This window comes from Xenorhabdus indica (assembly GCF_014467235.1).
Taxonomy (GTDB): Bacteria; Pseudomonadota; Gammaproteobacteria; order Enterobacterales; family Enterobacteriaceae; genus Xenorhabdus; species Xenorhabdus indica.
Window position 1 is genome coordinate 18,789 of the sequence record NZ_NKHP01000017.1, and the last position, 15,544, is coordinate 34,332.

Consider the following 15,544-nt stretch of genomic DNA (forward strand, 5'->3'; position numbering starts at 1 on the left):
GTTATCGTTTCTTTATTTCCGTTCCCGTACGACACGTTTTATGGTGTTTTGAGGGCCTGTGTTATGAGAGCTCGTGTTGTGACGAACACTATCTCCCCCGGTCATACGAGACTCCAGTAAATGAGCAAGCTGTTTAATTGTCTGGCACTGCAAAAGTTCAGCCAGAGAGATCCTGACTGCCAATTGCTGTTCAATACGGGCAGCAATGCGTAAGGCGTGCAATGAGTGCCCTCCCAAAGCAAAGAAATTCTGGTCACATCCTATCTGTTGTTGTTGCAGTACCTCACTCCAGATATCCCTGAGACGGCTTTCCAGCGGTGTTTGCGGGATATGTAAAACGCGGCCCTCCTGTTTTTTCTGCTGTAATTCTTTCTGCTGCCACTCAGATAAATATTCCGGCAAACGCGCCAACAAAGCCTGATAATCAATCTTGCCATTCGTGGTTTGAGGCATCTCATCCAACAGAACAATGGTGCCCGGCAGCATATGTGCGGGTAATTGTCTGCTGAGAAAATCAAGCAGTTGTCCTGACATTTGTTCTAAAAGTGACTCTGGAGATATCACATTGGCTTTCGCTGCTGATTTAAGGGATACACAAGCTATCAGCCGTATCTCGCCCTGTTTATCGCTATTAGCAAGCCCGGAATAGGAAAGCACAGCACTTTGCTGCACATAGGGATGCTGCATCAGTTGGGCTTCAATTTCTCCCGGTTCAATACGATAGCCCCGCAGTTTGATTTGTCGGTCACAACGACCAAGATAGAGCAATTCACCATCCGGCAAGGCGCAGACGCGATCTCCGGTGCGATAAATCCGCACTTTTTCTTGTGCTATTTCCTCTTGTGAAATGCCTTCTTGTGACATGCCTTCTTGTGGAATTGATATCGTGATGAATTTTTCTGCGGTTAATTCAGGGCGATTCCAATAACCTCTTGCCACACCCAAACCACCGATATACAACTCTCCTGCCATGCCGAATGGGGTTGGAGACAAATCGTCATTCAGTACAAACAGGCGAGTATTAGCGATTGGCAGACCAATCGGCATCGTGCCCTGTAAATCCTGATGTTTATCTGCACGATGAACACAACACCCGACAACCGTCTCTGTGGGGCCATATTCGTTGAACACGCCAATATCGGCTACATCAGTCAGCCATTCCTGTACAGTTTCACAACTCAGCGCATCTCCCCCTATTACCAATGAATGAACACGGGATTTTGCGGCAGCATCCAGATATTCCCCCAAAATACCAAGATGGGCAGGCGTGATTTTCAACAGATGACCACCCTGCTTTTGTGGTAATGAATACGCTGGTAATGGTTGCCGTAATATCTCCGCCATTGAAGCAATATCCGCATCATCTTGTATCACGGTAATGGTGCCACCATGCAACAGCGGCAGATAGAGACTGGTTAATGTGGCATCAAAACTGACGGATGAATGGAACAGGCTTTGGGTATTCTCAGTGACCTGATAACGCCAGCAGGTATCGGTCAGGTAGTTAATCAGACTGCGATGTTCAATCATGACGCCTTTCGGCATTCCTGTAGAGCCGGAGGTGTAAATCAGATAGACCAGTGCATTTTCATCATCAGCCACGGGGGGTAACGATTGTTGCGATAAAGAATATGTCGGAACAGACTCTGGTTCCTGATCCAGTGCCAGTACAGCAATTTCAGACATAAGAGATGCAGCCAACGCCTGATGGGTCAACACCAGACAACTTTGGCTGTCAGACAATAAATAAGTGACCCGCTCTGTGGGATAAGAGATATCAATTGGCACATAACAAGCCCCCATTCTGCTGACCGCCAGCATGGCAGCGATATAATCCAGACTGCGTGGCAAATAGAGCGCAACTCTGTCACCCGCATGAATCTGATTGTGATGCAGGCGGAGGCTTATCTGTTCAACCTGCTGCTCCAATTCCGCATAACTGACCTGCCGCTGTCCATCTATTACAGCGATTTGTTGGGAAGAACGTTGTACCTGACGGGCAAACAGGCTATACACATTGCCCGCAAAAACCGGCAATACTGGCCCCTGCCATTGGGTCAGCAATTGCCGGTTTTCCTGATCATCCAGCAATGCAACGTCTGTCAACACGCCCGTCATATTATTCATTAACTGGGTCAGAATGCGGATAAAGTGCTCTGCCAGACGGGCCACAGTAGTTGCATCATACAGGCCCGTGTCATAGACCAACTCGCCATGTAAGCTGTCAGAGAAAGCCGTGACCAATACTAATGGGTAATTTGTGCTTTCCGTGGCCTGTGTAAATTTAAACAGGTTTTCCCGTGCGCCGGATTGCGGATAATTTTCAAACACCAGCAAGGTATCAAATGCTGGCAGACCACAAGTGGATTTCAGATCCGCCAGCGAGATATCACTGAATTTTTCGTGTTCCCGCTGTTGCTGTTGAATGGCGCTCAGCCAATCGGCAACGGGTTGATTCATATGGCTGGTGATATGAATAGGCAGTGTACTGATTAACAGTCCCACCATTTTATCGATACCGGCTAATTCTGCCTGTCGGCCGGATACTGTCATGCCAAACAGACATTCGTCCTGCTGGCTGTAACGTTGTAACAGTAATGCCCATGCCCCCTGAATCAGGGTACTGATGGTTAAACGGTGACGACGTCCGGTTTCTGCCAACTGACCAGAAAGTTCTGTAGACAGATGAAATGAATATCGCTGTTTCAACTGACTGGCTGTCCTGATCGGATGAGCCGCAGGCAGCGGTGTCGCTGCCCCGACATCAGCTAATTGCGCCTGCCAATAATCCTGACACGCTTTACGGCTCTGCTGTTGCCAGCGAATAAAGGATTTAAATGCCGGTGCAGGGGGCAAGGTATCAGCCGGACGATAATAGAAGGATTCAACCGTTGTTAATAATAGCCTGACTGACCATCCATCAAGAATGGCATGATGATGGCTGAACAAAAGTTGTATCTGCTCATCTGGGAGTTGCAGCACGGTAATACGGAATAACGCACCATGTTCCGGTATAAACTCTTCCGCCAGATCTGCCGCCAGCAAGTTTTGGCGATACTGTTCTGCATCAGCCGGGTTATGCAGCCGCAGATCATGTTGCCGCCAATCCAGTTCCTGCTGAGGCATCACGATTTGCAATGGCTCACCAGCAAGGCTCATTTCAAAATGGCTGCGCAGGATAGGATAGTAAGCCACCGCCTGCTGCCATGCCTGCTGTAGACGGGTAATATCCACGCCATCAAACGGGCTCTTATACAATAAAGTAAAACACAACTGTTCGTGATACAGCCCGCTGCCTTGTCCGGCCATAGAGTGGAACAGCATTCCTTCTTGGGTATAGGTCAGCGGGTAGATATCTTCCATCACGCCATACCGTTGCTGCAATTGGCGCAGTGTTTCAGCATTCAAACGGGCAAGCGGGAAATCAGACGGCGTGTAAGTGGTCTGAGTCTGTGCCATACAATGTTCAGTCAGCCGGATAATCTGCTCTTTCATCGCCATTGCCAACTTATCAATGGTTTCATGCTGATAACACTGGTGGTTATACGTCCACTCTATCTGCAATTGTCCCTCATCAATGTAGCAATCTACTTCCAGTGCATATGACCTTGAGTTATCTGCCGCATGACGATGCACCAGCCCGATATCCGCAACACCCTGTAATGGCGCCTGATGGAAGGTACGGGTAAATTGTCCGAGATAGTTGAAGCAGATATCTGCCGCAGGGATAACAGGCAGTTGATTATTGGTAGATGTCTGGGTGTAGCGGGAATAGCGCAGTGCACCATAACCTGTTCCGCTATAAGGCACCTGACGTACCGCTTCTTTAACCAACTGGAGCAGTTGATCCGGCGGACAAGATGCAGGTAGTGACAACAACAGAGGATAAATGACCGTAAACCAGCCGACTGTTCGGCTGACATCCACATTTTCATGCAGGCTTTCCCGTCCATGCCCTTCCATGTCCACATGCAGTAATTCGGAACCACTCCAGTGTTGCAGTGTTGCTGCCAACGCTGCCAGTAACAAATCACCAACATGGGTACGGTAGGCGTGTCCGGTGTGCTGAACCAGATTTGTGGTGACCGTCAGATCCAGTGCTAGCCGATATTTAGCCGACTCTTTAACGAAACCTGGGAAAGGTTTTTCTCCCCAGTCACAGGGCAACGGAGCTACAGTTTGCTTCAGTTTTTGCTGCCAGAAATGATATTCGTCCTGTGACTGTTCAGATTGAGCATAATCTGCAAGGTGGGATGACCACTCAATCAAAGAAGCACTTTTTACCATCAGACGTGGGTTTTCCCCTGCCAGTAATGTTCGATAGTAATAACTTAAATCTTCCGTAAAAATGCGCCATGAAACGCCATCTATCACCAGATGATGAACTGCCAGCAACAGATAATTTCCTTCTGCGGTAATAAAATGGGTCGCAGTCAATAACGGGCCATGTTCAATATTCAATTGTGCCTGATGTTCAGCAACGGCCTGCACCAGTGCTTCTCTTGCCGGGGTTTCTGTGATCTGACATTGTTCTATCTGCCACTCTGTAACAGGTTCTCCTATCTGCCCATAATCCGGCCTATAACCATTTGCCAATGAGAAACGAGAGCGCAAACCATCATGTTGATTGACCACCAGAGCCAGTGCCTGCGCTAAAAGCGATATGTCTGTTCCTTCCTCCAGTGCATACAGATAAGACTGGTTATAGTGGTGCGGATTAGCATGATGGTGTGCAAAGAACCAATGCTGAATTGGCAGTAAAGCGTATTCTCCCTGCACGGGTTGAGTGTTGTTCTCAGCGTTGCCATCAATGTTATTTACCTGTGTCACCACGGCGGCTAATCCCGCAATAGTCGGATAATCAAACAGCATTTTTGGTGTGATCCGCAGCCCGATCTCCCGTACTCTGAACACTATTTGCAGGCTGAGAATGGAATCTCCCCCCAGAACAAAGAAATCATCATCAATCCCCAGATTTTCCTGATCCAACACTTGTTGCCAGATTTCGGTTAGTTGTTTTTCCAGTGCCGTCACTGGCATCCGGCGAACAGTGTGACGGGGTTGCTCAGTTAAAGGGATTTGTGCCAGCGCCTTACGATCAATTTTGCCGTTAGCTGTGAGTGGTAATGTTTCCTGCAAGATCCATTGGGTAGGACACATATGTACCGGCAGTCGTTGACTCAGTTCCTGCCGCACATTTTTCAGATCTGCCGCAGCAGATGTGTTCATCACCAGATAGGCCACCAGATGCTGGCGTCCATAAATGTCCCGCATACCCGCTGCCGCCTGAGCAACACCCTGACAAGCCGCAAGCTGAGCTTCTACCTCTTCCAGTTCAATCCGGTAGCCGTGCAGTTTAATTTGCTGGTCTTTGCGGCCGAGGAACAGTAAATTTCCGTCCGGCAGGTAACGCGCCAAATCTCCTGTCCGATAGAGTTTTTCCTGTGATAACGGTTTTTCCTGTGATAACGGAAAGAAAGGATCGGTAATAAATCGGCTTTCAGTCAGATCAAGACGATTGAAATAGCCCAGACCCACTCCAGCCCCACCAATGTACAGTTCACCAACTGAACCGAACGGCACCAGTTGCTGACACTCATCCAACAGATACAGCCGGGTATTGGCTATCGGACGACCAATTGGCAGTACACCATCCCCTTTTACGTCTCCGGCCAGTATGTCGTAAATACAGCAGCCCACGGTGGCTTCCGTCGGGCCGTATTCATTGATAATTCTGACCTGCGGTGCATGTTGCCGCCAGAAACGCAATGCGCTGGCAGAAAGACTTTCTCCGCCAATCACTAGCAGCGGTATCCGGCCTGCGTGTTCTGGTAATAATTGCTGGCTTAAGAGCTCCAGGTGAGCGGGCGTGATTTTCGCCATTGCCAGATCCGGCAATTGTTGCCATGCCTGCACCAGTGCCGGAATATCATCCTCTTCAGGCAGGATAAACAAGGTTTGCCCCTGTAATAACGGCAAGAACAGGCTGGTAATCGTCGCATCAAAGGAAATAGAGGCATGAAGAGTATTTCCCCGTTTAGTCAGATCACCATAATGTTTACAGGCATGTTGCAGATAGTTCCCCAATCCCCGATGTGGAATGATGACCCCTTTTGGCCTGCCGGTAGAACCAGAGGTATAGAGAATATAAGCAGGCTGTTCCGGTGAAATCGCAATATCAGGATTGGGAATAGCAGCCTGATTGTCTGTTACTGGTTTTGAGGTAACTGGCTCTGAGGTAACTGGTTCTAAGGTAACTGGTTCTAAGGTAAACGGCTCCGGCGTCAACCGTACAATATGATGCGATGGCAACGCTAATCTGGTGGCTTGTTCGTGAGTCGTAATCACCTGTGCCACTTGTGCATCTTCCAGCATAAAACGGGCACGTTCTGCCGGATAGGTACTATCAATTGGTACATATGCAGCACCGGTTTTCAATACCGCCAGAATCGCTACGACAAGCATGGCTGAACGTGGCAGGCAGATCCCAATCTGTGAACCCTTACCAATCCCCTGTGTCAGTAAATCATTCGCCAGCCGATTAGCGTGTTGGTTAAGCTGGTCATAACTCAATGCTAACCCTGCTTCATACTGCTCACACAGGGCAATCGCTTGGGGTGTTCTGCACACCTGCTGTTCGAACCATTGATGCACCACCGGGTGCAACAGGGGCTGTACTGTGGCATTGAGATCGCTTAACTGCTGCTGTCGTTCCTGTGGTGACAACATTGCCAACTGATAGACAGGCTGGTCTGGCGCACGACACAGGCTATCCAACAAACAGGCATAATGTGTCACTAATTGCGCCACAATTTCGGGTGCAAAACACGCTTCACGATATTCAACCGACAATAGCAGGCTATCCGCTGTTTCCTGTACAAACAGGGTTAAATCGAATTTGGCTTCTGGATTGTCTATTGGCTGACTGTCTATAACGTAATTACGAGCATCAGTACGAAGTTGTTCATTGAGCTGTTGCTGGTGCGCATTAAACACAAACATGATCCGGAACAGAGGAGAAAGCGAACGTTTCTCTGCTGGCAGAACAGCATCCACCACTTGTTCAAACGGAACGTCTTTGTTAGCCATTGCCTGATTGAGTGTCTGGGCACTATCAAACAGAAATTCAGTAAACGGACGGCTGATATCGACATTCTGACGTACCGCTAAGGTATTCAGCAGAAGCCCGATAACCGATTGCAGTTCCGGCCTGTCACGCAGAGAAACAGGTATACCAATAACGATATCTCCTGTTGTGTCACCTTCACTGCTGTAACGCTGTAACAAGATCTGGAAAGCCGCCAATAACAGGGTAAACAGTGTCGTATCCTGCTGCTGTGCCAACCAGCGCAATGCTTTGGTCTGCTCAATGGACAGCGGCAGGCGATGGTAAGCTGCTTTCGATTCTTCAACAGGTGCATGATGTTGCTGAGGTAATGTCACCACTGGCGGTAATTGCTGATATACCTGATGCCAATACGCTAATTGGCTATGCCAGACTTGTTGCGCTTCAGGGCTGCGTTCCCATGCAGCGAATTGCAGGTAATCAGACACAGGTGCCTGCTGGATGCCCTCTTCTGACAGATTATTTTCTTCTGGAAGACCATTCGCTTCTGACTGGTATAGCGACAGCAATTCATCATCAAGCTGTGCCAGTGCCTGTTCATCCACCAGAATATGATGCAGACAGACAATCAGGGCACTTCCCTGCCATGCATCGGTCACCAGTAACAGGCGATATAATGGTTGTCCAATTAGCTGGAACGGTGTCTGCATCATACCGGCGGCTCGCTGCTGTAACTGCTGCTGCCACTCCTGTTCATTCTGTACTTCAATAATTTCATGCGGACAGTCCGGTGACTGCTCACTGTAATATTGCCGGGGCGTGGTTCCCTCCATCCGCAGACGCAGATTGAGTGATGGATAGCGACGGAACAGCAAGTTTACGCTTTTCTGTATCCGTTCAACCTCCACGTTATTTTCAACTACATTGCCATCATTCTCCTTGCCGGCAAGTGTTTTTATACTGGCAAAGGTTTTGATACTGGTGATGTGGTAACGACAGCTATCAGGATACAGTTGGTCAAGGAACCACATCCGTTGTTGAGCAAAGCTCAATGGTGCATCGTGGATCACAGACAGATTTAATGAACCTGCACTGGCCGTTGAATCCACTCTCTCTGCCAACCGCATTGGCGTTCGGCAGATAAAAACATCGCTGACTTTGAAATGCAGCCGGAATTGGCTGGCAAGTATTGCTACCATTTTGGCCGCTAAGAGAGAGTGTCCACCCGCAGCAAAAAATGAGGTATTACGGCCAATCGCCTGATGCCCCAATAAAGTCTGCCAGACCTGGATAATCGCCTGTTCTGTTTCATTCCGGGCTGGTTCAGCGATGGCTTCTCCCGTCTGCCGCATCGGTGTGGGGAAGCGTTTTCTGTCCACTTTATTATTCGGCAATCGGGGGAATTCGTGCAGGAAGACGTAGCAGGAAGGGCGCATAAATTCCGGCAAAGATCCCCCCAGATGTGATTCAATCTGTGATTGATCAAGTGCGGTATCAGGTTGGGTAAGTATATAGGCAACGATAGCGCTGGCATTCAGGTAATCTTCCCGCACCATCGCCACCGCATCAGAAATAGCGGGATGCTGACGCAAAGCGCTTTCGATTTCTCCCAGTTCTACACGATAACCCCGGATTTTTATTTGTTGGTCAATCCGTCCCAGATAGTCAATGTTGCCGTCTGCCCGATAACGAGCCAGATCGCCGGTACGATAAAGGCGGGCATCAGGCAGGGAGCTGAACGGATCAGGAATAAAACTGCGTTCAGTCAGTTCTGGTCGGTGCAGATAGCCTGTAGCGACCCCAACACCGCCAATACAAAGTTCACCCGCAACGCCAATCGGTAATGGTGCGCCATACTCATCTAAGATCCAGACCTGTGAATTGGGGATCGGGCGGCCAATGTGAACACTGTCATCGTCCAGCGTCAACTCAGCATTGGTTGTACCTACTGTTGCTTCTGTCGGGCCATAGGAGTTAATAAAGCGGCGGTTTTTGCCCCATTTATGCAGCAGATCCACACCACAGGCTTCCCCGGCGACTAACAGTACCTGTAAATCAGGTAACTCAGCTTCAGGCAGTGCGGCCAGCGCCGAAGCAGGCAATGTGACATGAGTAACACGTCGCGTAATAAGCTGTTCCAGCAAATCCGGGCCAGGCATGATGGCAAGACGGGGAGCCATTAATAATGTGCTGCCAGTACAGAACGCCATCAGAATTTCCCAGATGGAAGTATCAAAACTGAAAGAGGCGAACTGGAGGACCCGGCTGTTCGGTGGTACAGCCAGAAATTCAACTTCTGTTTCTGCCAGATTGCACACACTGCGGTGTCGGATGGGTACACCTTTCGGTCTGCCGCTGGAGCCTGAGGTATAGATGATATAGGCCGTATTTTCTGCCCGGACATCTACCCGTGGATTTTCCACACTGAATGCCGACAGTTGAGGCATCAAGGTTTCAAGGGAGAATAAAGGAAGGTTACAATCCTGATAACGTGCCATAAATTGATCTTGTGTCACCAGCAGATGCAAGCCAGCATCTTCAATGACATAACGACTACGATCCAGCGGATAATCAGGATCAATCGGTACATAAACTCCACCCGCTTTCAGGATAGCGAGAAAACAGATCACCAGTTCCAGTGAGCGTTCGACACTTAATCCGACACAAACTTCTGGCCCTACCCCTTGCTGGATCAGAAAATAAGCCAGTTGGTTGGCACGCTGATCCAATTCAGCATAAGTCAGCGATTGCTGACCGAATTCAACCGCAATGGCTTCTGGTACACGCTGCACCTGACGTTCGATAAGCTGATGAATGCCGACATTATCGCTGAATGGGTGTTCAGTCCGGTTCCACTCAGCCAGTTGTTGTTGCTGTACAGGACTGAGCAGAGAAACCCGACCGATAGCCTGTTTCGGTTGCTCGAACAACTGCGGCAGAAAATGGCAGAAGTTTTCCACCATACGGGAAATCGTCTCTGGCAGAAAACGATCACTGGCATATTCAAATATCCCCTGTAATTCCCCTTCTTCACGCCACATCTCCAGTGTCAGCTCATATTTGGCGATTTGCATATCCCACTGGCGTAATGGAGAAAGTTGAACAGCCCCCATGCGTTTACCCGTGAGCGGTATATTCTGGTAGGTAAACAGAGTCTGGAACAGTGGGGAAAGCCCCGGTTGATGATTATCTTCCCCATTGTTTTGTAATAAATTGTCTTTTAGCAGAGGGAGTAATTGGCTAAACGGCATATCCTGATGCGCAACGGCATCAATAAAGGTGGATTTAACTTGGGCCAGCAGTTGTTCGAATGATTGGTGGATATCAACCTGATTACGCATCACCAATACGTTGAATAACAGACCAACCGGCTGTTGCTCCTCACTGTAGTGACGGTTGGAAACGGGGGTTCCCAACAGAATGTCACTCTGACGTGAATAGCGCGCCAGAAATGCAATAAATCCGGCTTGTAAGATCAGATAAGGAGTGACGCCATACTGATAGGCTAATGTATCAATCTGTTCATGGAATGCAGTGGGCAGGCTGAATGGCAAACGCCCTCCCTGATAACTGCGTATGGCAGGTGTCGGAAAGTCATAAGGTAGTTGGATCAGGGGGAGTGTTCCGGCCAACTGACGCTGCCAGTATTGACGGGCGGCTATGCCCGAAGCCCCATTGATCCGTTGATACTGGAGGCGTGCATGTTCCCGTTGACCATAACCAGCGTGCCGGATCTCAAGTGTTTTCCCTGCTTGCAGCAGGCTGTAATTTTCCAGCAACTCATCCCACAGCCGTTTCACTGATTCGTCATCCACAATTAAGTGGTGGAAAGCCAGTACAATCAGATGACTATGTGGCCGGAGTGTCAGCCCTGCCATACGTAGCAATGGTGGATCGATTAATTCAAATGGCAAGGTCGCAAATTGACTGATAATGTTTTCTGCCTGCGCTTGAGCCTGTGGGCCATACTGGCTCAGATCCTGCCAGATGATCTTTGCAGTCACCGATCTGGCAGAGAGATGCTCTGCTACCTGCGCAATAATATCCCCTTCTTGTATCAGAAAACGGGTTCTCAATACGTCATAACGGGCAATCAAAGCGTCAAGGGATTGTTGTAACCGCTGATGATCCAGTGCTCCCTGCCACTGGGCAACGTAGGCCATGTTGTAAATTGGGCTGGAAGAAGCAGTTTGTTGGATCAGGTAAATACCCTGCTGTTCGTAGCTGGCAGTATGCGGGGTTACCGTTATCTCCTCCGCTATCCCTTCTGACAGCTCATCAACACGCAATATCGCTGCACACTGGGCAAGCGTGGGTTGCTGGAACAGTTCACCAAAACGCAAACTCAGTCCCATTTTTTCCCGCACTTGTGCAATCATGCGAATTGCCTGTAGAGAATCTCCTCCCAGTGCAAAAAAACTATCGTCACGTCCGATTTGTTTGATATGCAACAGCGATTGCCAGATAGCGGCCAGTTTTGTTTCCCGTTCCCCCTGTGGGATAACAATATCCTGCCGGTTTTGATATGTCTGGCGGACAGCCGGTGCTTGCAGTGCCTTGCGGTCAATTTTGCCATTGGATAACAGCGGGAACAGTGACAAGAACTGATAATCAGCAGGGCGCATAGCGGCTGCCAGATTGGGGGCCAGATAGGCATCTAATGTTTCTGCTGTTACTGTCATTTCCGGTGCCAGACGGATAAATGCCACCAGCCGCACACTATGTGACGGTTTCTGTGACTGTTCAAACGCCTGTACAATCGCTTGTTGTACCGCAGGATGTTGTTCAAGCAGACTCTCTATCTCTGCCGTTTCAAGGCGCTGACCATTGATTTTGATCTGAAAATCATTACGGCCAAGCAGGATCAGATCTCCCTGCTCATCAATACGTCCCAGATCACCCGTCCGGTAAACCGGCTGACCAGCCAGTTTCCCTTTTTCCGGTGTGATAAAACGTAAGTTATTTTCAGACTCGGCTGACAAGTAACCCGCACTCATAAAGGGAGTGCTGATCCACACTTCCCCTTCGGCACCAACCGGAACTGTTTCACCCTGCTCATCAACAACGACAATAGTGGTATCGTCTATCGGTTTACCGGCAGGGATCAACGCACGTTGAACATCTTTCTCTGTGACACGATAGTAGACTCTCGCCAGTGTGGTTTCTGTTGTTCCATACAGGTTGATTAATTGGGTTTGTCGCAACTGACGCTGGTAAAACAGCTCTACCAGTGATCCTTTCAGCATTTCACCCGACAGAACGGCATACCTCAAAGATTGCAGGTCATCACTGGATTGTGGACACTCCAGCAAAACCTGAAATAAAGAGGGAATAAGGTGGGTAATACTGATCCGCTGTTCGCGTATCCAACTCAACAGTTCCTGCGGCGAATAACGGATATCGTGGGCAGGAGGAATACACAATGTTGCCCCGTTGAGCAAAGGTAACAACATATCACGCAGGAAGGGATCGAACATCTGGTTTATCAATTGGCTGACTTTGTCAGCGGGCGTCAGATTCAGTTCACGGCTTTCCCAACGGATAAAATGCAATAAGCTGTCTTCGCGCCCTAATATGGCTTTAGGTTGCCCAGTAGAACCCGATGTAAAGTAGACGTATGCTGGTTTGTTATGACGGATGCCACTGTTGTTATGTGTGCTGGCAGTGTTACCGGCAGACAGTGAACTCTCTGTCTCTCCCGCGAATAACGAAGGAATTGAATGAATTTCCTGCACTTCATCAGCCAGCACCAGCGAATAATCTTCTGACAGATGCTCCAGCAGGGGCAACCATTGACGGCAAGTGATAATAGTTGCACCACGGAATTGTGCCAGTAATGTGGCAAGGCGTTGCTCCGGTAATTTAGGGGATAATGGAACAAACACTTTGCCGGCTTTCATGATGGCTAATGCTGCCGTTATCAGAGAAATACTCTCTTCCATCAACGTCATGACGTACTGACTTTCAGCCTGATGATGTAACATATGACTAAGTCCAGTAACGCGCTCTGACAAGGTACGATAGGTCAAGCTTTCGTTTCCCTGTGTCACCGCAATATTTTCCGGGAAACGTACAACGATTTGCTCAAATTTGGTTGAAATCACCATTAGCCATCTTCCTTCAATAAAACACGATTACATGACAAAACAGCTTTGATACGTGACAAAACAGCCCTGGGCGTCATGCCAGAAAAGGCATATTCCCCAAATCCATTCTTTCAACACTTATTTCTGCGATTTCCTGCAAAATCTAAATTTGGAGCGTTACTCCCTCAAAATGCTCTCTTTTAAAACAAAAGGATCCGCATCTTTCAGGAAAGGGAAGCGTTCTCTGACATCCCGTACATGAGCAAGAGAGATGGTCATGGTGTTTACTGCCTCGTTATCCCGCTCGTGCAGTAAGATTTCACCCAACGGATCGATCAACATGGAATCACCTGCATAGTCGAGTTGATTGCCATCCTGCCCCACACGATTGACCCCGATGACATAGCTCTGGTTTTCAATTGCACGTGCCTGCAACAGAGTGCACCAGTGCAGGGAGCGTTTGGCAGGCCAGCTAGCGATATAAAGTGCTGCATCGTAGTGGCCATTGATATTGCGTGACCAAATCGGGAAGCGCAGGTCATAACAAATAAAAGTGGCTATTTTCCAACCTTTGAAATCCACAATCAGCGGGGCATTACCTGCGGTGTATTCATGATCTTCCTGAGCGAAAGAGAAGAGGTGTTTTTTGTCATAGTGGACGATGGAGCCGTCTGCATTAACCCACAACAGACGGTTATAGAAATGCTGGTTTTCAGTAATAATCATGCTGCCAACAATCGCACACCCCTTCGCGGCTGCCTGCTTTTTCATCCACTGAATACTGGGGCCATCCATCGTTTCAGCAATGGCTTGTGGCTTCATACTGAACCCTGTCGTGAACATCTCCGGCAAAATGATCAGATCACTATCAGTCACTTGTGCGATGTGGTGTTCAATATATTCCCGGTTTTTTGTTGCATTTTCCCAAACCAAATCGGTTTGAATCATTGTTACTTTGAGATTCTGAGCAATCATTGCAAACTCCGTTTCAATATATGTTTTGTTATTTATTTTTTATCAACATTCATTACAGGTCAGCATCAAACAGGTGTTCCAGATAACCACTCTGTGCTGACATTTTGCGGATTTCGCCCTTTTCTCCCTGCCGTTGAGGAGGTGGAATGAAGTCGGAAGCAATTAAGTAGTTGAAATAACGGAAAAGCAGTGTCTTATCTGATGGTGGGCATTGAATGCCGCTGCCATTGAGTAAATCCATTGTCATCTCTGTGGCATACTTGGCTTTTTCGTTCATTTCTATGCCATTATGAGCGAGTGCCAATATGTCAGTAAAAACTGAACGGTAAGGTTTCCCATTGAGATACAAACAGTTTTGTGCCAACGCTTCCATGTAGTCATCGTTGTCAACGGTCTGGATGCGATAACCGAATTCCCTCAGAAAGAAAACAATATCGTTGAAAGTGATCGGGTCGGGAGCCGTCAGATGGAGGGTTTTTCCATTAAATTTTTCGATATCTAAAATGGCATACAATGATGCTTTCGCGACATAATCCACTGGAGAAATATCAAAATCTTCCTGTGAATTGAACGTGAGCCCCGTCTCCACCAATGCCCTGATCATTTCATAATAAATGCCTTTGACTTTAGTTTGCCGCAATGGGTAGCTGCCATCGGTACTATCGCCCCAAATATTGCCCGGACGCACAATGACCCACTTAAGGCCTTTTTCCCCCGCACGATGGATAGCTTGTTCCGATTCAAATTTGGTACGTTCATAATCCATATCATCAAATCTCTGCCCCACATCAAGATCTGTTTCATGCAAAACGAAACCGTCACGATATAGATGTTCTCCCACTACGCTAAAGCTGGAGGTATAAAGCATCGGTATATTGCCCTGTAGACAGAATTCAATGATATTTTGTGTTCCCGACACATTAACAGGTGCAAGCCGGCCATAAGATGCCACTAAACTGGTCCAGGCAGCACAATGAATGACTCTGTCAATTTTGCCGATTAACGCTGAGTAAAGCTCTGCTGTCAGCCCAAGATCTGTTTTCGTAATATCACCCAATACAGGAATAACACGGTGGAGTTGGTCTCGGATCCGTTTTTCCTGATCGTAGGTGAACAAAAAATCTTCCAAACGCGCCAGTGCCTGTGAATTATTTTCAGCTCTTATCAGGCAATATACACTGGCATCAGTTGTAGTCAGTATTTCAAGTAAGACCCTGCCCCCCATGACACCTGTTGCGCCGGTAATTAAGATGTGTTTGGTCTCTTTTTTGGTATGGTTGAGCATGTTTATCCCCTACACCTAATGATTAAATGTGTTACTTGCTGTTTTTTCATACCTTTATCTATTACTCAGGTAGCAGCTTTACTGGCTGCCCCCTGAGATCTATCGAAATACGTTCTTATCTCTTCTTATCTC

The 15,544-nt window shown here is 48.2% G+C and carries 3 protein-coding genes; all 3 read right to left on the reverse strand.

Features of this window, described 5'->3' with window-relative positions:
• Nucleotides 1-12: 12 nt before the first annotated feature.
• Nucleotides 13-13,173, reverse strand: a complete 13,161-nt coding sequence (locus tag Xind_RS13465) for a non-ribosomal peptide synthetase (protein ID WP_187650253.1) — start codon at nt 13,171-13,173, stop codon at nt 13-15.
• Nucleotides 13,174-13,329: 156 nt separating this feature from the next.
• Complete coding sequence (locus Xind_RS13470; protein ID WP_047678439.1) at nt 13,330-14,127, reverse strand: amidohydrolase; 798 nt, start codon at nt 14,125-14,127, stop codon at nt 13,330-13,332.
• Nucleotides 14,128-14,179: 52 nt separating this feature from the next.
• On the reverse strand, nt 14,180-15,412 hold the full coding sequence (locus Xind_RS13475; RefSeq protein ID WP_047678442.1) for an SDR family oxidoreductase: 1,233 nt from the start codon (nt 15,410-15,412) through the stop codon (nt 14,180-14,182).
• Nucleotides 15,413-15,544 lie beyond the last annotated feature (132 nt).

What these genes read in the sequence shown, in the direction of transcription:
- Xind_RS13465 (WP_187650253.1), bottom strand. Translation starts at nt 13,173, where the DNA reads ATGGTGATTTCAACCAAATTTGAGCAAATCGTTGTACGTTTCCCGGAA.
- Xind_RS13470 (WP_047678439.1), bottom strand. Translation starts at nt 14,127, where the DNA reads ATGATTGCTCAGAATCTCAAAGTAACAATGATTCAAACCGATTTGGTT.
- Xind_RS13475 (WP_047678442.1), bottom strand. Translation starts at nt 15,412, where the DNA reads ATGCTCAACCATACCAAAAAAGAGACCAAACACATCTTAATTACCGGC.